Consider the following 19,190-nt stretch of genomic DNA (forward strand, 5'->3'; position numbering starts at 1 on the left):
GGGCACGCGTGCAAGAACTTCCCAACGTATGAAATGCGTATCACGTAACGCTTGACGTACCTTTAGCTGCGTGTGACGGTGGAGGAACTGGTCGTGCGGCCGAAGGGCAAGGTGGTGGGGCATGAATCATCTGAGCATGTCGATGACTCAGGTGGGATTGGGGCGGGTTGACCCGTCGCCGGCCGCTCGCCCGGGCGATCCCGGCCCGCTCGCTCCGGGGCAGGCCCTGGCGGAGTTGCACGCCGGAAACCACCGGTTCGTCACCGGGGCGCCGCGCCATCCGAACCAGGACGCCGGCCACCGGGCGGCCGTCGCCGACGGCCAGCACCCGTTCGCGGTGATCGTCGGCTGCTCCGACTCCCGGCTGGCCGCCGAGATCATCTTCGACCGAGGGCTGGGCGACCTCTTCGTGGTCCGCACCGCCGGGCACACCGTCGGCCCCGAGGTGCTGGGCAGCGTGGAGTACGCGGTGACCGTGCTGGGCACCCCGCTGGTGGTGGTGCTCGGCCACGACTCCTGCGGCGCCGTGCAGGCGGCCCGGGCGGCGGCCAGCACCGGAACCGCACCCGTCGGCCACCTGCGGGCCGTGGTGGACGCCGTGGTGCCCAGTCTTCGCCGGGCCGCCGAGCGCGGGGTCGAGGACATCAACGGGATCGTCGACATCCACATCGCGCAGACCGTCGAGGCGATGCTCGCCGACTCGTTCGTGCTGGCCGCCGAGGTCACCGCCGGGCGGTGCGCGGTGGTCGGGATGTCGTACCGGCTCAGCGCGGGCGAGGTGCGGACGGTGGCCGCGGTGCCCGCCGGCTTCGCCGCGGCCCCGGCCGTCCCCTCCGCCACGGCTCCGGCAGCCCAGGACGCGCCCACCCCGCCCCCGGGAGTCACGCCGGCCGCTCCGGCGGCCCCGGCCGCCGCCTGAGACGCTCGTGGGGCCACGACACGGCGAGGGCCGCCCTGCGGGTGTGCGGGACGGCCCTCGATCGCGTGGCGGCGTCGTCAGAGCAGCGACATGTGTACGTGGTCGGTGTGGTCGGAGGGCCCGCTGTAGGAACTCCAACCGCTCGCCGGGAACCAGATCTGCCGGTTCCAGATGACGTAGTAGATGCCGAGCCGGTCGGCGTTGCGGATGAGGAACGCGGCGAGGTTGTTGCCGTACATCCGGGTGTCGTTGTTGTGCCAGGGGGCGAACCCGCTCTTCTGCAGCGACCAGTCGCAGGCCCGACCCTTGGGGTGCTCCCACGGCCCGCCCGGTCGGTAGCAGCCGACGAACCGGTGGAAATTGGCCTTTTTGGTCTCCTTGTACGCGTGTAGCGTGCGCGGCGTGATGCAGCCGGAGGTGGTCGGGTCGTTCTCGCTGCACGACTCGGGGCGCCAGTCACCGTCGGAGGTCCGGCCCGGCGCGATCTTCGCGACCGGGGATGTGGCGTTGACCAGGCCACCGGTGAAGCCCTTGCCGCCGACCAGCGCGAGGGCCTTTTTGGCGTCGCGCTGCTTTCCCCCCATGATCGCGGTCTGTTTGATCTGCTCGCGGATCTCGACCTCGACCGCGAGCTTGGCCTGCTCCGCGTGCTCCTTGGCGTCGTTGACCTCGCCCAGCTTCCGAGCGTTGATCATGTTGAGCTGGTCGAGGGCGGTGGCGCGCTCGACGAACGAGTCCGGGGTGCCGCTCTCCAGCAGCATCGCCATCGCGCCGATCCGCCCGGTCCGGTACGACTGGGCGGCCATCTCGCTGATCTGCGGGGCGAGCGCGTTGAGCTCCTGTTCGGCCCGCTTCACCTCTTCGTCGAGCTTGCGCTGGCGGTCCTTGGACTTGTTGAGCTTCGCCTGGGCCTGGGTGTAGTCCCGGTTGGCGGCCTCGATGACGTCGGTGATCAGCTTGGGCTCGTCGTCCTCCTCGTGCCCCGAGGGTTTGGGGGTGGAGGGCGCGGCGAACGCCGGGGCGGCCGGGCCGGCGAGGATCGCCAGCGCGGCGAACACGGCCGCCACGGGTACCAACCAGCGGCGCAGGGGTGCCGTCACAGTTTTCCCTTCCATCGACCGCCGACCGGGTTAGCTGACGGGTTCGGGGCGGAAGTGGCCCCTACCGCTGTCGCGGATTCACCCCAGGCACCTGGGTCCCCGGCTCGCCTCGCGGCGATTGGGCGGCGGCACCGCAGGCGCCGCTGCGCGCCTTCGGCGGTGACCGGCAGCGAGGTTACCCGACAGTCCTCGTGGGGATCTACGTCCGGATGCCGACTAAAAGCGTTATTTTGTAATTGCTTTCGGTAGTCAGTGACGCGATTCTCACGCGTGACACCACTCTCAGTCACGCTGCGGAGTGTCACCATGTGCTGTCCGTGCTCCCTTCTCGGCCGGCCCACCGGGCCGGGGAATCGATGGGGCGGGCCGGACCGCCGGGAAACCGGTCGTCGGGCCGCCCACCGCTGAGCGCCTCCAGCGCGAGGTCCCGCTCCGCCGGGTGCCGGGCTGCGCCGGAGGTACGCGAGGCCGGCACGTCCCCGTCGCCGCCCGGCCGGCCGGGCCCGGCCGCTGCGGCCCGACCCGCTGCGGTGACCATCGCGGCCAGCCCGGTCGTCAGCGGTACGGCGGCGATGAGGCCCAGTGTGGCGACGGCGCTGCGGACGATCTCCTGCGCCATGAACTCGGTGGTCAGGATCTCGGTCACCGGGCGGGAGTCGGCGGTGAGCAGGAGCAGCAGCGGCAACGACGCGCCCGCGTACGCCAGCACGATGGTGTTCACCGTGGACGCGATGTGGGCCCGGCCGACCCGGGTGGCCGCCCGGTAGAGCTGCAACCGGGACAGCCCCGGGTTGGCGTTCGCCAGCTCGGTCACCGTGGCCGCCTGGGTGACCGTGACGTCGTCGAGCACCCCGAGCGAGCCGATGATGATGCCGGCCAGCAGCAGGCCGTGCAGGTCCACGTCGCCCCGGAACATCGACAGGGTGGTGGCGTCCTCGCTGCCGTGGCCGGTGAGGTGGGTGGCGGCGGCGGCCAGGGTGCCGAGGACGCCGGTGAGCACGAGGCTGCCCAGGGTGCCGAGGACGGCGACGGAGGTCTGCGCGCTCACCCCGTGGGTGAGGTACAACACCACGAACATGATCAACGCCGAGCCGACGATGGCGATCAGCAGCGGTGACCCGCCGGCGCCGATCCCGGGCAGCACGAACGTCAGCAGGATGGCGAAGCTGGCGGCCAGGCCGGCCAGGGCAGCCAGCCCTCGCCAACGGCCGAAGGCGACGATCGCCAGCGCGAACACCACCGCCAGCCACACCAGCGGGGTGCCGCGCTGGTGCCCGGCGATGTTGTAGGCGCTCGTCCACGGGTCGGCCGGGTCGGTCAGCTCGACCAGGACGATCCGGTCGTCGACGGCGACGGTGGGTGCGCCGGGACCGGTCGGGACCGGCGTCTCGACCTGCTGTCCCGCGTCCGGCCCCTGCTCCACCCGGACGGTGACCGTGCCGCACGGGCCGTCCTGCGCGCCCGAGTTGTCCTCCGGCGTCTCCGGCTGCGGCGGACACGCCTCGGTGACCACCCGGGTCACCGTGCCGTGGTACCGGGGCACCGCCGCGCTGCCGTCGCTCTGTGGGCCCCCGTCGCGGGGCCAGAGGACGACTGCCGCGATCACGGTGATCACGAAGAGCGGCACCACGGTCGCGACGAGGACCCGCCGCACCCCGGGCGGGGCGGGCGGGGCCGGTCGGGTGTGGTCGGCGCCCATCGACGGTCTCTCCAAACGGTGCGACGGCCCGGCATCGGCCGCCGGGTCGGCGCCAGCCGGCGGGTGCGCGGGCGGGCGGTGCGGAATCCGGACGACCATCGCCCGAGATGGTAACCATCCCCACCTGGGAACGCAGATCGCGCGCCTGGTCTGCCCGCCGCAACATGCCCCGACTGACCTCCGGGATCGATCGGTCCGCCCCGGGTTGCGGGGACCGGTCGCCGCACCGGCCGGGACCGGGTGGGCGGCGGTGCGGCCGCTCGTGGCGTGTTCGGCCCGGGCGTCCACCCGGACCGGCTAGCCTGAACCGGGTGCGGACGGCGACGGTGCTGACTGCCGGGCGGTGGGCCCGGCTCGCGCTGCTGATCTGCACCCTGGTCGGGCTGGCCGCGATGCACACTCTCGGCCACGGCGCGCACGGCGGCGGGGGCCACGGCGGTCACGACCGGGCCGGGTCTCCCGACGCGCACCCGGCCGCCTCCTACCGCGCCACCACGACGGGCGGCGCTTCCGCCATGACGGGCGCTGCCCTTCCCGTGGTCGACGTTGGGGCGGGTGCCGTGCTCCGCGTCGGCGTGACGCGGGTGGGTGCGATGCGGATGTTGCCCGAGGGCTGTCCGGTGGCGGGGTGCCCGTCCGCGCGGCTGCTGCCCGCCGGCGATCCCGGTGCCGGCCCGCCCGGCTGGAGCATCTGCCTGGCGGTGCTCGGCACGCTCGCGGTGGCGCTGTTCGTGGCCGTGCTCCTGCTCAGCGGGGTGCGGTCGGTCGGCCCGTCCGCCCGTCGGCCCGCCGGGCCACCCGCCGGTCCGCGTGCCCCACCGCCCCGGCCGATCGGCCTGTGGCTGGCCGAGATCTCGGTGTCGCGTACGTAGGACGCCCCGACGCGGGCGCCCGGCCCCTGCTGCCGGCGACCCGTGTCCCCGTCCTGCCCGCGTACGCACTCGACATCGAAGGATCCAGACCGTGACCACTCGTACGATCGCGCGCCGCGCCGCCCTGGCCGGCGGGGCGCTCATCGCAGCCCTGGCCCTGACCGCCTGCGGCGACGCCGACCACACCTCCTCCGGCCACGACACGCCGCCCGCCGCGACCAGCGGCGCACCGGCGAGCGGGTCGGCCACGTTCGGCGACGCCGACGTGATGTTCGCCCAGATGATGATCCCGCACCACCGGCAGGCGGTGGAGATGGCCGAGTTGGCCGACTCCCGGGCCGCCGACGCCGAGGTCAAGCGCCTCGCCGTTCAGATCAAGGGTGCCCAGGGGCCGGAGATCGCGACCATGACCGGCTGGCTCACCGGGTGGGGTCGCCCCGTCCCGTCGGACGGGCCCGGGCACGGGATGCCGGGGATGGACCACGGCATGCCCGGGATGATGTCCGACGCGGACATGACCAGGCTGGCGGGCGCGACCGGCTCGGAGTTCGACCGGCAGTTCCTGACCATGATGATCGCCCACCATGAGGGTGCGATCACCATGGCGAAGGAGGAGTTGGCGAAGGGCGCGCACGCCGACGCCAAGGCCATGGCCCAGGGGATCGTCACCGCCCAGCAGGGCGAGATCGACGCCATGAACAAGATCCTCGCCCGGCTCTGACGCCGGCGGCCTTGTGGTGGGGGCGGGTCTCTCCGGCCCGTCCCCCCGGTCCCGGGCGGCGATCCGGAGGTCGGTCCCGGCCACGGGACTAAATTGGGCCCGGCGGTGAAAAACGGGATCGGGTGGCGTGGGCGGCGGGCGCGGTCAGCCGCGCTTCATGAGGCGGCCGACGGCGGCCATCATCTCGGTGGCCATGTCGTCGGCCCGGCCCTCGGCCGCGCCCTCGTGCATGCAGTGCCGGGCGTGCCCGTCGAGCAGGCCGAGGGCGACCTTGTCGAGGGCGGCCTGGATCGCGGAGATCTGGGTGAGCACGTCGATGCAGTAGCGGTCCTCGTCGACCATCTTCTCGATGCCGCGGACCTGGCCCTCCACGCGGCGGAGCCGTGCGAGCAACTGGTCCTTGCTGGCGGTGTACCCCCGGGTCGGGGCGGGCGTAGGTGCGGTCATGGCATCGAGGATAACCTACCCCCAGGGGGTATGCTACGGTTCTTTGCGGCAGCGATACCCCCCACGGGTATCGGAATGCCGGAGATGGCTGTGGTCCGCCTCACGATTACCCCCCGGGGGTATGGTGAGGCCAGGAGAGGGGAATTGCGATGATCACCACGACATACCAGGTGCAGGGGATGACCTGCGGGCACTGCGCTACCTCGGTCAGCACCGAGATCGGCGCGATCGAGGGCGTCAGCGACGTCCAGGTGGAACTGGCCGCCGGCCGGGTCACCGTCACCAGCGAGGCCCTGCTGGACACCGACACCGTGCGCGCCGCCGTCGACGAGGCCGGTTACGACCTCGTCGGCGCGTGACGCCGCCCGCACAGAATCGAGGTACCCGATGAACACGGCGACGAAGCTGAGCGGTTTCGCCCTCGGCCTCGCGGCGGTGTTCGGCGCGGCGTACGGGGTCGGCCGGGTGGCCGGCCCCGTCGCCCCGGCCGCCGAGACCCGCCACGACGCCGGTGACCCCGCCCACGGCAGCGCCGCGCAGCCCTCCGGCGACGCGCACTCCTCCACCGACGACGCCGCAGCCCACCTGCCCGGCGGGCTGCTCGTCTCCGACCGGGGCTGGACCCTGGCCCCGGTGGCCGCGCCGGCCGGCGAGTTCGCCTTCCGGATCACCGGCGCCGACGGTGCCCCCGTCACCCGCTACGACGTCGCGCACGACAAGCGGATGCACCTGATCGTCGCGCGGCGGGACCTCTCCGGCTTCCGGCACGTCCACCCGGAGCTGGCCCCGGACGGCACCTGGCGCGTCGCTTCCCCGCTCGGCGGCCCGGGCGTCTGGCGCGCGTTCGCGGACTTCACCCCCACCGGTGGCCCGGCGCTGACCCTCGGCGTCGACGTCACGGTGCCCGGCCCGGTCGACACCCGGCCGCTGCCCGCGCCGGCGAGCAGCGCCACGGCCGACGGCTACACCGTCACCCTGGCCGGCTCGCCGCAGCCGGGCCGCGCCACCGAGCTGACCCTGACCGTGAGCCGGGACGGCACGCCGGTCACCGACCTGCAGCCCTACCTCGGCGCGTACGGGCACCTGGTGGCGCTGCGCCAGGGGGACCTGGCATACCTGCACGTGCATCCCGAGGGCGCGCCCGGGGACGGGCGGACCCCGGCCGGGCCGGCGGTGACGTTCTCCGCGGAGTTCCCCTCGGCCGGCGCGTACCGGCTCTACCTCGACTTCCGGCACGGCGAGGCGGTGCACACGGCCGAGTTCACGGTCGTCGTGGGCGCCCCCGCCGAGCCCGGCGGCCCGGCGACGAGCACGCCGGCCGCCACCACCAGCCCGACTGCCACCGCCCCGACCGCCACCGGCACCCCGAGCGCCGGTGCCGGGCACGGGGTCCCCGGGCACGGGCACGACTCACAGGAGGGCTGAGATGACCTCGCCCACGCGGCCGTTGCAGGTCGCAGCGAACCGGATCGAGCTGGCGATCGGCGGGATGACCTGCGCGTCCTGCGCCGCCCGGATCGAGAAGAAGCTCAACCGGATGGACGGCGTGACCGCCACGGTCAACTACGCCACAGAGAAGGCCACCGTCTCGTACGCCGACGACATCAGCCCGGACGACCTGATCGCCACGGTGCAGAAGACCGGCTACACCGCCGTCGTGCCGCCCCCGCCCGCCCGGGCCGGCGCGGAGCCCGCCGCCGAGCCGGTCGACGAACTGCGCGGGCTGCGTACCCGGCTGTGGGTGTCGGTGGCGCTGGCTGTGCCGGTGATCGTGCTCGCCATGGTCCCGGCCTGGCAGTTCGACTACTGGCAGTGGCTGTCGCTGACCCTGGCCGCCCCGGTCGTGGTCTACGGCGGCCTGCCCTTCCACCGGGCCGCGCTCGTCAACCTGCGGCACGGCGCGGCGACCATGGACACCCTGGTCTCGCTGGGCACCCTGGCCGCGTTCGGCTGGTCGCTGTGGGCGCTGTTCCTCGGTGATGCCGGGATGCCCGGCATGACCCACCCGTTCCGGCTCGACATCACCCGCACCGACGGCGCCGGCAACATCTACCTGGAGGCCGCCGCCGGGGTGACCGCGTTCCTCCTCGCCGGCCGGTACTTCGAGGCCCGGTCCAAGCGGACCGCCGGGGCGGCGCTGCGCGCCCTGCTGGAGCTGGGCGTCAAGGACGTCGCCGTGCTGCGCGGCGGGGTGGAGACCCGTGTCCCGGTGGACCAGCTCGCGGTGGGGGACCGGTTCGTGGTCCGCCCCGGCGAGAAGATCGCCACCGACGGGGTGGTCGAAGACGGCACGTCGGCCGTCGACGCGAGCATGCTCACCGGCGAGTCCGTCCCGGTCGAGGTCGGCCCCGGCGACACCGTGGTCGGGGCGACCGTGAACGCCGGCGGCCGGCTGGTGGTCACCGCGACCCGGATCGGCGGCGACACCCAGCTCGCCCAGATGGCGAGGCTGGTCGAGCAGGCCCAGACCGGCAAGGCGGCCGTGCAGCGGCTGGCCGACCGGATCTCCGGGGTGTTCGTTCCGATCGTGATCGCGCTGGCCGCCGGCACACTGGGCTGGTGGCTCGGCTCCGGGGCCGGCCCCACCGCCGCGTTCACCGCCGCCGTGGCGGTGCTGATCATCGCCTGCCCGTGCGCCCTCGGCCTGGCCACGCCGACGGCGCTGCTGGTCGGCACCGGGCGGGGCGCCCAACTCGGCATCCTGATCAAGGGCCCGGAGGTGCTGGAGTCCACCCGGCAGGTGGACACCGTGGTGTTGGACAAGACCGGCACCGTCACCACCGGGCGGATGACCCTGGTCGACGTTCTCCCCGCCGAGGGCGGGGACGCCGCCGAGCTGTTGCGGCTGGCCGGGGCGCTGGAGGCGGCCAGCGAGCACCCGATCGCCCGGGCCGTCGCTGCCGGGGCCGCCGACGCGGGGCCGCTCGCCCCGGTCACCGGTTTCGCCAACGTCGAGGGGCTCGGCGTCACCGGGACCGTCGAGGGACGCGAGGTGACCGTCGGCCGGCTGCGGCTGCTGCGGGAGCGCGGACTCGACGTACCGGAGGAGGTCGAACGGGCGGTGACCGGCGCGGAGGCCGCCGGCCGGACGGCCGTGCTGGCCGGCTGGGACGGGCGTGCCCGAGGCCTGCTCGCGGTGGCCGACGCGGTCAAGCCCACCAGCGCGGCGGCGGTCGCCGGGCTGCGCGCCCTCGGCCTGACCCCGGTGCTGCTCACCGGCGACAACGCCACGGTGGCGAAGGCGGTGGCCGCCGAGGTCGGCATCACCGAGGTGACCGCCGAGGTGCTGCCCGCCGACAAGGTGGAGGTGGTGAGGCGGTTCCAGGCCGAGGGCCGGACCGTGGCCATGATCGGCGACGGGATCAACGACGCCGCCGCCCTTGCGCAGGCCGACCTGGGCCTGGCCATGGGTACCGGCACCGACGTGGCGATCGAGGCGAGCGACCTGACGCTGGTCCGGGGCGACCTGACCGCCGCCGTGGACGCGATCCGGCTGTCCCGCCGCACTCTGGCGATCATCAAGGGCAACCTGTTCTGGGCCTTCGCCTACAACGTGGCCGCCCTGCCGCTGGCCGCCGCCGGCCTGCTCAATCCCATGATCGCCGGGGCCGCGATGGCCTTCTCCTCGGTCTTCGTGGTGGCCAACAGCCTCCGCCTGCGGCGCTTCCGGCCGGTGGCCTGACCTCGCCCGTACCAGCGCGGTCACGGCGGGTGACCGTCGTCTCCGCCGGGGCGAGGATTGGGCAGCCGGGTGGCGGGGTACCTGCATGACGTCGCAGTACCGACAAAACGGCACCACTGGAGGTAGATCATGGGCATGGACGACAAGATCGCCAACAAGTCCGAGGACGCCGCCGGCAAGCTGAAGGAAGGCGCCGGGCGGGCCACCGACGACGAGCGCCTCGAGGCCGAGGGCCGCAACGACCAGTCCAAGGCCAAGCTCAAGCAGGCCGGCGAGAAGATCAAGGATGCCTTCAAGAGCTGAGAATCAGCTCTTACCGCGCCGGGCCGGCTCTCGCCGGCCCGGCGCTTTGCATGTCGGTGGCCCGTCCCCACGCGCCCGGGTGGCGGCGCCGCGTGCCGGTGGGTACGGTGCGTGACGGCCTCCGGCATGCTTGGGCGGTCCACAACCCAACGGGGGAGAACATGTCTCGTCCTGCCGTGACCGCGCTCCGGGCCGCAGCCCTGGTGACCCTGGCCATCGTCGCCACCGGCTGCCAGTCGGGCGGGGATGCCGCCGAGAAGCCGGCTGCCGCGCCGCCCACCAGCGCCTCGGCCGCGCCGCCCACCAGCGCCGCCGCGCAACCCTCGGAGTCCCCGACCGCTGTGACGGCCGCCAACACCGACGAGGTGTGTCGGGCGGTCGACAAGCTGATCGTCGCCGGGAGCAAGAGGATCGCCGCCGACTCGGCCGCCGTCACCCGAGACGAGGAGACCGCCGATGAGCTGAACGCCCGGCTCAAGCGGACCCTCGCCGGCCTGGCCGACGACGTCCGCGAGCAGGCGGCGCGGGCCGAGGACCGCGAGATCGAGGCGCTGATCGCGGACACCGCGAAGCAACTCGACGGGGGCGCCCGGTCGGCCACGCCGGTGAAGTGGCTGAGCACGACTTTCGTCGACATCCCGCCGAAGCTGGCCCGGGGGTGCCGCGCCTGACGTGCCCCCGCTCGGGTCTTCCGACCGCCGGGCCGCAGCCGGCCGCCTCAGCCGACATGCGACCGCCGGGCCGCCGCCCTTGGTCAGCGGGCCGGTCGGCCGCCGCGCAGCGGCCGGGGTGCCCGGCCAGCCGGGTCCAGCGATGCCCGGTCGGCGGCGGAGGTGCCGGAGGACCAGCCCTCCTCGTCGGCGACCGTGAGTCGTTTGCTGGTGACGCCCGGGAAGAGGTCGCCCAGCCGTTCCCGCACCGCCTCGGTGCGGGCCGCGAGCACCGGCAGCAACCGGTCCGCCCCCTGCTCCAGGGCCGCCTCCCGGCTCGCCTCGTCGGTGGCGGAGCGCAGCCGTTCGCCGATCCGCAGCGCGAACGCGTTGAGGAACGACTCGTCGTACGCCTTCGTCCGCCGGCTGCCGCCCGCGGACCGGCGCTCGGACCGGCCGCGCAGCATCGCGGCGGTGGCCTGCACCAGCAGCGACGTGTAGATCAGCTCGACGGCGGCCAGTTCGGCCGGGAAGCCGAGCACGGTGGCGAATTCCAGGTCGTCGGACCACACCGACTCGCACCGGTTCGCCGCCGCCACCTCCTGCACCAGCAGCGCCTTCGCCCCCGGGTACGGCGGCTCAGTGCCGAGCCGCACGCCGCCGGGCACGTCGGTTCGCTCGGCGGTCGCGGCGACCAGGGCGACGTCGAGGCTGTGCCGGGTCATCAGCTCCTGCGCCTTGCCGGTCAGCGCCTCCGCCTCCGCAGGGAAGGTGGTCGACTCGGCCTTGGCCAGCAGGGCCCGTACCCGGTCGAGCATCCGCGACCCGCTGCCACCGGCCGGGACGGCCGCCGCCTGCGCGGTGGCGCCGGGCGGCGGGCGGAGCACGGCGATCGGGGGCAGCCCCTCGACCAACGCCAGCACGTCCACCGCGTCGCGCAGGGCGGCGATCCGGTCGGTGCCCTCCCTGGCCGCCCAGGACGTCAGGTAACGGCGGTCGTCGTCCCACCACACGGCCGCGTCGAGGCCGGCGAGATGGTCGTCCCACCAGTCGGGGACCGTGCCGGCCAGGTCCCGGCGCTGGGCGGCGGTCAGGTCGACCACCAGCCGCCCGGCCGGCGGCCCGAGCCGGCGGGCCGCGATCCGGGCCAGGTCCGCCGGCTGCCAGCCCCGGGGCCAGAGCCGGCCCACGCCGCGCACCAGGCGGGCCACCAGGGCGGCGTCCACCGCCGCCGGGCCGTCCGCGACGCCCGCGCCGACCACCAGCCGGTCGAGCTGCCGTTCCGCCGCGCGTACGTCGGTGCCGCGCGCCGCCGCGAGGGCGTCGGCGACCAGCTCGTCGGCGTCCGGCACGGTGTCCTCCGTCAGTCCTGGTCCCCGGTGTGGGGCCGGCGGCTCGCGGGGCGGGCCGGGTGCCGGTCCGCCCGGAAACCGTACCGCCGGGCCGTGCCGGGTCGGGCCGGGCCGGGCGTGAGCGCCACCACGTCCGGCCCGGAGATCCCCCGGGCCGGTCATCGCGTCGCCTGTCGTTCGCAGCCGCCCCCCGTGCCGGCGAAGGCTGCGGGGCAGAGCCGACAGCCTGTTCGCCACCCTACCGGCCGGTGTGGCGGCCCGTGCCGGCCGGCTGGGGCGCGGCACCGGAGGGTGTGATTGATCCGGGTTACGGCTACCCTGGGGCGAACGAGCCGGTACCCGCCTTCTGCTACGAGGGACCGCTGCCGGTCACCGATCAGGGGGAGTGGTTCGTTGAGCCCCGCCAGGCCGATGCCCGCGCCATGGTCGACGTCCAGTCACCTGTCGATCACCCCGCTCGCGGTCACCGAGAACCGGGGGCTGCTCGCCGTGACCGGCGAAGTCGACCTCGCCACCTCCGGTGAGCTGTCGGCGGCCCTGGCCGGCGTCCTGGACGGCCCGCCGCTGAGCGCGCTGGAGGTCGACTTCGGCGGGGTCCGGTTCCTGGATTCGTCCGGCATCCTGGTCCTGCTGCGCACCCATGCCCGCGCCGCCGAGCAGGGCTGCCGGCTCACGGTCGCCGACGTCCAGCCCGCAGTGCGCCGGGTCCTGGAGATCACCGGCGTGCTGGCCACGCTTGGCCTGGACACCACGTCCCCGGCCCGCTGACGGCCAGGCCGCGAGCTCGTTCACCGTCCGTCGCCCTGAGCCTCCCCGCGCGGGAAGGACGCCCAGATGTGCTTCGTGTCCTCCGTGGCGTACCAGCCGACATCCAGGGAGAAGGCCCGGGCGAGCTGGAGGCCCCGACCGCCGGCGCCCAGCGGGCAGGTGTCGGCCAGCTCGGGCACGGTGGTCAGGTCGTGGTCGGTGACGTCGAGGATGAACACGTCCTCGTCCCGCAGCAACCGGACCGTGGTCGGCGGCAGCCCGTGCAGCAGGGCGTTGGTGGCCAGCTCCGTGGCGACCAGTACGACCCGCTCGGGGATGCCGTCGAGCTCCTCGCTCTCGGCGATGGCGTGCCCGGTGAACGCTTCGTGCAGGGACGCACGGAGGCCACGCAGCTCCGCTCCGGTGGACAGGGTCCAGCAGTGCAGTTCCGTGGCGCGGGGTGGTGGCGGCGACGTTTGCAGCAATCCCATCATCCTGGTTTACCCGCAGGGCCTGCCGCTCACACGGCGTCCGGCGGTCCACCGCCGGTCACGCCAGTGGCTTGCCACCGGTCACCCCGAGCACCTCGCCGGTGACGTAGCTGGACTCCTGGGAGGCGAAGAAGACGTACGCCGGGGCCAGCTCGGCCGGCTGGCCGGCCCGACCCAGCGGCACGTCCGCGCCGAACGATTCGACCTTCTCCGGGGGCATGGTCGCCGGGATCAGCGGGGTCCAGACCGGGCCGGGCGCCACACAGTTGACCCGGATGCCCCTGTCCGCCAGGTTCTGCGCCAGCCCCTTGGTGAAGTTGACGATGCCGGCCTTCGTGGTGGCGTAGTCCAACAGGTCGGGAGAGGGCTGGTACGCCTGGATCGACGCCGTGTTGATGATCGTCGCTCCGGGTGCCAGGTGCGGCACCGCCGCCTTGCAGAGCCAGAACATCGCGTACAGGTTGGTCTTGAGCACCCGGTCGAACTGCTCGGTGCTGATGTCGGTGATCCCGCCGGCCTGCGACATCTGGTGGGCGGCGTTGTTCACCAGGATGTCCAGGCCGCCGAGCTCGTCGACGGCCCGCCGGACGATCTCCCGGCAGTGCGCCTCCTCGCGGATGTCGCCCGCCACGGTCACCACCGTGCGACCGGCGTCGCGTACCAGCCGGGCCGTCTCCTCGGCGTCGGCCTCCTCCTCGGGCAGGTAGGTGATCAGCACGTCCGCGCCCTCGCGGGCGAAGGCGAGGGTGACGGCCCGGCCGATGCCGGAGTCGCCGCCGGTGACGATGGCCCGCCTCCCGGTCAGCCGGCCGGTGCCCCGGTAACTCTTCTCGCCGTGGTCGGGGGCGTCGGGCATCTTCCAGGTCTTCCCGGGGGCGGACTGCCGTCCGCCGGTCTGCTCGTCCGGGGTGCGGAACTGCTCCTGGGGGTCCTGCCGGTCGTGCTGGTCGTGACTCACGATCCCATCCCTCCTCGCCGCTGGTGCGCGGTACTGGTCAGTGATTCCCCTACCAGGCCCGCCCAACCAAATCCGGGCCGTGGAGTGCCTGCTGGTGGCTGTCCGGCCCGCCGGGCGGCACCGGGAGTCACGGTGCGGGGCCGGCGGGGGCGGCTGGGGTACGGTCCGGCAGGTGACCGTCCTCCGTTCGCTGCTGTTGTTCGCCCTCGCCGCGCTCGCCGAGATCGGCGGCGCGTGGCTGGTGTGGCAGGGCTGGCGCGAACACCGCGGCCTGTGGTGGGTCGCCGCCGGCGCGATCGCCCTCGGCGCCTACGGCTTCGTGGCCACCTTCCAGCCCGACCCGAACTTCGGCTGCATCCTGGCCGCCTACGGTGGGGTGTTCGTGGCCGGCTCGCTCGCCTGGGGCATGTTCGTCGACGGGTTCCGCCCCGACCGGTGGGACCTGACCGGCGCGGCCATCTGCCTGCTCGGCGTCGCCGTCATCATGTACGCCCCGCGCGGCGCCTGACCGGCTCCACCGGCTCCGGGCCGGCCGAGCGGGTGACGGTGGGTGATCGTGCGCTCGCCGAGCTCGGCGGGGCCGCCCCGCCAGGCCGGTAAGGTTGCGCGGTGCGTATCTGGCGAGGCGTCTCAGACGTACCTTCCGATGTGGGCCCGTGCGTCCTTGCCGTGAGCGACGGATCGCAGCCCGGCGGCGACCGGCTGGTGTGGAGCGGCGTCGCGGAGGCCCGTCGACTCGGGGTGGCCTGCGTGCTGTTGATCCTGGTGTCCTCGCCGGCCGAGGCCGCCGCCGTCGAGGAGGACGGACGACTGCTCGCGGGCCTCGGCGTCGACGCGATCTGTGTGCAGCCGCTCGCCGTCGCGCCGGCAGGCGGCGGCTGGGACGAGTCGGCGGTCGCCGGCCTCGTGGCGAAGTTGCCGGCGGTGGCGCTGGTGCTCGACCCGGCGGCCGTCGCCGGCGGCGGGGGCGACCTGGCGGCGCTGGGCCGGCGTACCGGCGTGGCCGTGCACGCCGTCGATTCGCCCGGGCAGCGGCAGCGGGACCGGCTGTCCGTGGCCTACGTCAGGGAACGCCTGCTGGCGGGTGACGTGGCCGCGGCGGCGGAGACGGTGGGCTGCCCGCACCGGATAGCGGGGGTGGTCGTGCACGGCGAGGGTCGGGGGAGTGGCCTCGGCTTTCCCACCGCGAACCTCGCGCTCGCCGAGCATTCGGTGGTGCCCGGCGACGGCATCTTCGCGGGTTGGTTCACGGTGGTGGACAGGAACTGGTCCGACGGGGACATGGTCGGGGGCGTTCCCTACCCCGCCGCGATCTCGATCAGCCGAAACCCCACTTTTGCGGGCCGCCGGCGCACCGTGGAGCCTTACGTGCTCGACGTTTCCGCCAACCTCTACGGTCTGCCGGTGACAACCGACTTCGTCGAGCGGGTGCGCGTTCCCGAACGCTTCGACTCGATCGAGGAGCTGATCGCCGCCATGCAACGGGACGTCGAGAATGTCCGATCGGTGTTGCGTGCTGCGCGGGGGTCCCGGCGCCTCGGTTAGCCTGCGGGGATGGTGGTGCGATCGTCGCGTGGTGGTGCTGGTCGGTGGCGGGCGCCGGTGAAGCCGAAGCCACCGGCGTCGCTGGAGCTGGCCACCGTCGAGGGTGCCGTCGTCGAAAGCGAGGCCACGTTCCGCCGGCTGGGCTTCTTCGATCTCGACCTGTCGGGACGGTCGGCGGACGGTGTCGAGTTCGCGCAGTGCCGGTTCAGGGGCACGGACCTGAGCGGGGCCGGGCTGGAGGGGGCGAGGTTCACCGACTGCCTGTTCGAGAGCACGAACCTGGCGAACCTGCGGGCGGAGAAGTCGTCGATGCTGCGGGTGCGGCTGTCGACGGCGCGGATGACCGGCGTGCAGTGGATCAACGGCGCGGTGCGGGACGTGACGGTCTCGGACTGCCGGCTGGACCTGTCGTCGTGGCGGTTCACGGCTTTCTCCAGTGTGGCGTTCGAGGGGTGCAACCTGACCCGGGCGGACTTCCAGAACGCGGACCTGCGCGGGGCCCGGTTCACCGACTGCGACCTGAGCGGTGCGCAGTTCTCCCAGGCGACGCTGGAGGGCACCCGGTTCGCCAACTGCGTCCTGGCTGGGATCGGCGGCGTGACGAGCATGGCCGGGGCGATCGTGGCCCAGCAGGACCTCGCCGCCCTGTCGTACACCCTGGCGGGGGCGTTGGGCATCCGCATCGAGGACGCCGACGGCGAGTGAGGGGTCCGGCGGCCACGCGGATCGGGGTACCGACGGGCGGCGGGTCAGGCCGGTTGGCGGGACACGACCGCCCGGACTGCCTCGATCAGGCTGGTCGTTCGGGGGTCCGGGGTCATCGTGACGCGCAGGCCGTTCATCACGTACCCGAAGGCGATGCCGCTGGCCGGGTCGGCGTAGCCGAGCGAGCCGCCGTGGCCGGGGAAGCCGAAGGCGGTGGGCGACCACCAGGGCTGGTCCGGCAGGGGTAGACCGAAGCCGAGCGCAGGCCGGGTCGGAACCATCAGCACCCGGTCGACACCGCTGGCCTGTTCGGCGGTGGCGGTGGCGAGGGTGGCCGCGTCGAGGATCCGGAACCCGTCGACCTCGCCGATCAGGCCGGCGTAGAAACGGGCCAGTGACGACGCCGTGCAGATGCCGTTGACCGAGGGAATCTCGGCCGTCCAGGTCTCCGGAATGGAGAGGTCGAGCGGCGGGTCGGTTACCGCGGCCGACCGGACCACCAGCGAGGTCGGATCGGTGTACCGGGCGAGCATCTCCCGCAGCGCCTCGGATGTCGCAGTGCTGGGCTGCTCCACCGGCTGCTCGACGAGCCGGCTGACCCGGTACGCCTCCGATGCGGGCAGGCCGACCCAGAGGTCCAGGCCGAGCGGCTTGCCGATCTCGTCCGCGAAGTACGTGCCCAGGCTGCGGCCGGAGACCCGGCGTACCACCTCACCGACCAGCCAGCCGAAGGTCAGCGAGTGGTAGCCGTGCGCCGTGCCCGGCTCCCAGACGGGCGCCTGGGCGGCCAGCGCCGCGACCATCGGCTCCCAGGCCAGCGCCTGCGCCCGGGGGACCGGACGGTCGAGTACGGGCAGTCCCGCCTGGTGGGACAGCAGCCAACGGACCGGGATGCGGCCCTTGCCGGCCGCCGCGAACTCCGGCCAGTACTCGGCGACCGGGGCTGCCAGGTCGAGCTGCCCCCGCTGGGCCAGCAGGTGGGCACAGGCAGCGGGCACGCTCTTGGTGGTCGAGTAGACCACCTGGAGGGTGTCCTCCCGCCAGGCGCGGCCGGTGGTGGGATCGGCGACCCCGCCCCACAGCCGGACCACCTCCCGGCCGTGCCGGTAGACGCTGAGGGCCGCGCCGATCTCGGACCGTGTCTCGAAGTTCGCCAGGAACGCCTCCCGGACCGGCTCGTAACCCTGGACCACCGTGCCGCTGACCACGGACATGCGCTCTCCTCTCGGATTGTCGGGCCCGGGCGAAGACCAGCCCGGGCAACTGCGTCAAGATACCCTGACATCCTCAGTCAGGAAACCCTGACGCACATATGCTTGCGGGATGGCGGAGGCAACGGTTCCAGGGCACGCGAACCTCATCGGGTTCCGTCTGCCGGACGGGACGCTGAGCACCGACGCCGTAGCGCCGGTCGGCACCGTCGGCTACCGGGCCCGGTGCGGTTGCGGTTGGGTCGGCGCCAGCGACTATCCGGCCGCCGAAGAGGGACGCTGGATGGCCACCTCGGAGTGGGGCGGACACATCAGGCCGATCCTGGCCGCCACTCCGCCCGGCTGGCTGCTGGGTCGCTCCGACACCCTCCGGGACAACGTGGCCGAACTGGCCGCTGCCTGGCCGTTGCAGGCACTCGGCATCCTCGCCGAGGTGGAACGCTGGCAACGGCCGCTGATCGAACGTGCCGTGCTGGCGGCCCGGGAGGCCGGGCTCTCCTGGGCTGAGATCGGCAACGCGCTCGGCATCAGCCGGCAGTCGGCGCACGAGCGGTTCCGCAACGCCGCGACGTCCAAGCCACCCGCCTGACGGGTCATCCCTAGGACGTCCTGTCGGCCGCGTCAGTTTGCGCCTCCGGGGGCCGCCGCTCGGGCCGGTAACTCGCCCCTGCGCAGGTCGGGCAGGGTGGCGGGCAGGGTTGCGTTATCAAAACGGGGTCTTGACGGGTCGGGAAGTTTGACATTTGATAAATCCCGTCCACGCAGGAGGTCACATGTCAGGTCGTAACCGTCTCGTCGCGGCAGTCGCCGCGGCGGCGCTCGCACTCACCGTCTCCGGCTGTGGTGGCTCGGAGAAGACCGATTCCCCCGATGCCGCCTCCGTCACCTACCTGACCTCCTTCGGGACGTTCGGTCGGGACTCGTACGCCTACGTCGCCCTGGAGAAGGGCTACTTCAAGGAGGCCGGGCTCAACGTCACCATCAAGCCCGGCACCGGCACCGTCGACGTCATGAAGCTGATCGGGTCGGGGCAGGCCGACTACGGCACCGGCGACCTCTCCGGGGTCATCACCACGATGGCCAACGAGAAGATGCCGGTGCGCGCGGTGGCTGCCATCCACCAGAAGTCGATGGCCGGCATCGCCTCGCTGGGCAAGGCGATCGACTCGCCGGAGAAGCTGCCCGGCTCCAGCATCGCGGACAGCTCCGGCTCCACGAACATGCTCATTTTCCCGGCGTACGCCAAGGCGGCCGGCATCGACCCCAAGTCGGTGAAGTTCGTCCCGTCCTCGCCGCAGTCGCTGCCGCAGCTGCTCGCCGCCGGCTCGGTGGACGCGATCGGCCAGTTCGCCGCCGGCAAGCCGCTGCTGGAGAAGGCGGCCGGCGGCAAGACCGTCACCATGCTGCCGTACGCGGACAAGCTGCCCGACCTGTACGGCAACGGCCTGCTGGTCTCCGCCACGAAGCTGGACAGCGACCGCGCACAGGTCGAGAAGTTCACGGCGGCGCTGGTCAAGGGCCTGGTCTACGCGGTGGAACACCCCGAGGAAGCCGCCCAACTGCTCAAGAAGCACGACCGGACGGCCGACGAGAAGGTCGCCGCCGCCGAACTCACCGAGATGCGGCCGTACGTCCTGGTCGACGGTGGGCAGGCCGGAAAGCTCGACCGGACGCGGGTGGAGGCGATGATCAAACTGTTCGCCGGCACCGGCACCCTCAAGTCGACGCCCAGCGCCGACGACCTCGGCGTCTACGACATCGCAAAGCCGTAACTTCCTCTTCGACGGC

Annotated in this window: 21 protein-coding genes and 1 riboswitch; of the genes, 14 read left to right on the forward strand and 7 right to left on the reverse strand. The window is 73.3% G+C overall.

Annotated elements, in window-relative coordinates; all coding sequences use genetic code 11:
- The first annotated feature begins 142 nt into the window (after nt 1-142).
- Nucleotides 143-919: a carbonic anhydrase gene (locus tag ACQPZO_RS03070; RefSeq protein ID WP_433350756.1), complete on the forward strand. Its 777-nt coding sequence runs from the start codon at nt 143-145 to the stop codon at nt 917-919.
- Nucleotides 920-996: 77 nt separating this feature from the next.
- On the opposite strand, the gene ACQPZO_RS03075 is transcribed toward ACQPZO_RS03070, so the two are convergent.
- Together ACQPZO_RS03075 and ACQPZO_RS03080 are read right to left on the reverse strand one after the other, a co-directional pair.
- Entirely contained in the window at nt 997-2,019 is a 1,023-nt protein-coding gene (locus tag ACQPZO_RS03075) for a coiled-coil domain-containing protein (protein ID WP_433346827.1), read from the reverse strand.
- A 3-nt stretch (nt 2,020-2,022) separates the two neighbouring features.
- Nucleotides 2,023-2,154: riboswitch (cyclic di-AMP (ydaO/yuaA leader) on the reverse strand.
- Between the two features lie 166 nt (nt 2,155-2,320).
- On the reverse strand, nt 2,321-3,718 hold the full coding sequence (locus tag ACQPZO_RS03080; RefSeq protein WP_433350758.1) for a YibE/F family protein: 1,398 nt from the start codon (nt 3,716-3,718) through the stop codon (nt 2,321-2,323).
- A gap of 311 nt (nt 3,719-4,029) precedes the next feature.
- Between ACQPZO_RS03080 and ACQPZO_RS03085 the strand changes: the two genes are divergently transcribed.
- Together ACQPZO_RS03085 and ACQPZO_RS03090 are read left to right on the forward strand one after the other, a co-directional pair.
- On the forward strand, nt 4,030-4,590 hold the full coding sequence (locus ACQPZO_RS03085; RefSeq protein WP_433346829.1) for a hypothetical protein: 561 nt from the start codon (nt 4,030-4,032) through the stop codon (nt 4,588-4,590).
- Nucleotides 4,591-4,681: 91 nt separating this feature from the next.
- Nucleotides 4,682-5,311 (forward strand): DUF305 domain-containing protein, encoded by a 630-nt coding sequence (locus ACQPZO_RS03090; RefSeq protein WP_433346831.1) that lies wholly within the window; start codon nt 4,682-4,684, stop codon nt 5,309-5,311.
- Between the two features lie 144 nt (nt 5,312-5,455).
- On the opposite strand, the gene ACQPZO_RS03095 is transcribed toward ACQPZO_RS03090, so the two are convergent.
- Nucleotides 5,456-5,758: a metal-sensitive transcriptional regulator gene (locus ACQPZO_RS03095; protein WP_433346833.1), complete on the reverse strand. Its 303-nt coding sequence runs from the start codon at nt 5,756-5,758 to the stop codon at nt 5,456-5,458.
- Between the two features lie 149 nt (nt 5,759-5,907).
- On the opposite strand from ACQPZO_RS03095, the gene ACQPZO_RS03100 reads away from it, so the two are divergent.
- The 5 genes from ACQPZO_RS03100 to ACQPZO_RS03120 all read left to right on the forward strand — a co-directional run bounded on the left by ACQPZO_RS03100 (nt 5,908) and on the right by ACQPZO_RS03120 (nt 10,414).
- On the forward strand, nt 5,908-6,117 hold the full coding sequence (locus ACQPZO_RS03100; RefSeq protein WP_433346834.1) for a heavy-metal-associated domain-containing protein: 210 nt from the start codon (nt 5,908-5,910) through the stop codon (nt 6,115-6,117).
- Between the two features lie 28 nt (nt 6,118-6,145).
- The gene (locus ACQPZO_RS03105; protein WP_433346836.1) at nt 6,146-7,183 is read left to right on the forward strand and encodes a hypothetical protein; all 1,038 of its coding nucleotides are present in this window, start codon (nt 6,146-6,148) and stop codon (nt 7,181-7,183) included.
- A gap of 1 nt (nt 7,184) precedes the next feature.
- A complete protein-coding gene (locus ACQPZO_RS03110; RefSeq protein WP_433346838.1) occupies nt 7,185-9,440 on the forward strand; it encodes a heavy metal translocating P-type ATPase in 2,256 nt (751 codons plus the stop codon).
- Between the two features lie 129 nt (nt 9,441-9,569).
- Entirely contained in the window at nt 9,570-9,743 is a 174-nt protein-coding gene (locus ACQPZO_RS03115) for a CsbD family protein (RefSeq protein ID WP_387021395.1), read from the forward strand.
- Nucleotides 9,744-9,919: 176 nt separating this feature from the next.
- Nucleotides 9,920-10,414, forward strand: coding sequence for a hypothetical protein (locus ACQPZO_RS03120; protein WP_433346840.1), 495 nt, complete (start codon nt 9,920-9,922; stop codon nt 10,412-10,414).
- Between the two features lie 83 nt (nt 10,415-10,497).
- Here ACQPZO_RS03120 and ACQPZO_RS03125 read toward each other — a convergent pair whose 3' ends face one another.
- Entirely contained in the window at nt 10,498-11,745 is a 1,248-nt protein-coding gene (locus tag ACQPZO_RS03125; RefSeq protein ID WP_433346842.1) for a DUF2786 domain-containing protein, read from the reverse strand.
- A gap of 393 nt (nt 11,746-12,138) precedes the next feature.
- Here ACQPZO_RS03125 and ACQPZO_RS03130 point away from each other — a divergent pair, with 393 nt between their 5' ends.
- Nucleotides 12,139-12,513: an STAS domain-containing protein gene (locus tag ACQPZO_RS03130; RefSeq protein WP_433346844.1), complete on the forward strand. Its 375-nt coding sequence runs from the start codon at nt 12,139-12,141 to the stop codon at nt 12,511-12,513.
- A gap of 20 nt (nt 12,514-12,533) precedes the next feature.
- On the opposite strand, the gene ACQPZO_RS03135 is transcribed toward ACQPZO_RS03130, so the two are convergent.
- Both ACQPZO_RS03135 and ACQPZO_RS03140 read right to left on the reverse strand, forming a co-directional pair.
- The gene (locus tag ACQPZO_RS03135) at nt 12,534-12,983 is read right to left on the reverse strand and encodes an ATP-binding protein (protein ID WP_433346846.1); all 450 of its coding nucleotides are present in this window, start codon (nt 12,981-12,983) and stop codon (nt 12,534-12,536) included.
- Between the two features lie 58 nt (nt 12,984-13,041).
- The gene (locus tag ACQPZO_RS03140) at nt 13,042-13,941 is read right to left on the reverse strand and encodes an SDR family oxidoreductase (RefSeq protein WP_433346848.1); all 900 of its coding nucleotides are present in this window, start codon (nt 13,939-13,941) and stop codon (nt 13,042-13,044) included.
- Nucleotides 13,942-14,113: 172 nt separating this feature from the next.
- Between ACQPZO_RS03140 and ACQPZO_RS03145 the strand changes: the two genes are divergently transcribed.
- From ACQPZO_RS03145 to ACQPZO_RS03155, 3 genes are all read left to right on the forward strand, one after another.
- Complete coding sequence (locus ACQPZO_RS03145) at nt 14,114-14,449, forward strand: YnfA family protein (protein WP_433346850.1); 336 nt, start codon at nt 14,114-14,116, stop codon at nt 14,447-14,449.
- A 161-nt stretch (nt 14,450-14,610) separates the two neighbouring features.
- The gene (locus ACQPZO_RS03150) at nt 14,611-15,486 is read left to right on the forward strand and encodes a riboflavin kinase (RefSeq protein ID WP_433346852.1); all 876 of its coding nucleotides are present in this window, start codon (nt 14,611-14,613) and stop codon (nt 15,484-15,486) included.
- A gap of 57 nt (nt 15,487-15,543) precedes the next feature.
- Nucleotides 15,544-16,191, forward strand: a complete 648-nt coding sequence (locus ACQPZO_RS03155) for a pentapeptide repeat-containing protein (RefSeq protein ID WP_433346854.1) — start codon at nt 15,544-15,546, stop codon at nt 16,189-16,191.
- A 44-nt stretch (nt 16,192-16,235) separates the two neighbouring features.
- On the opposite strand, the gene ACQPZO_RS03160 is transcribed toward ACQPZO_RS03155, so the two are convergent.
- Nucleotides 16,236-17,405: a serine hydrolase domain-containing protein gene (locus ACQPZO_RS03160; protein WP_433346855.1), complete on the reverse strand. Its 1,170-nt coding sequence runs from the start codon at nt 17,403-17,405 to the stop codon at nt 16,236-16,238.
- 109 nt (nt 17,406-17,514) lie between these two features.
- Between ACQPZO_RS03160 and ACQPZO_RS03165 the strand changes: the two genes are divergently transcribed.
- Nucleotides 17,515-17,991: a hypothetical protein gene (locus tag ACQPZO_RS03165; RefSeq protein ID WP_433346857.1), complete on the forward strand. Its 477-nt coding sequence runs from the start codon at nt 17,515-17,517 to the stop codon at nt 17,989-17,991.
- 184 nt (nt 17,992-18,175) lie between these two features.
- Entirely contained in the window at nt 18,176-19,174 is a 999-nt protein-coding gene (locus tag ACQPZO_RS03170) for an ABC transporter substrate-binding protein (RefSeq protein ID WP_433346859.1), read from the forward strand.
- Nucleotides 19,175-19,190: the final 16 nt, after the last annotated feature.

Origin of the sequence: Micromonospora sp. CA-111912, assembly GCF_050948415.1 — a bacterium.
Taxonomy (GTDB): Bacteria; Actinomycetota; Actinomycetes; order Mycobacteriales; family Micromonosporaceae; genus Micromonospora.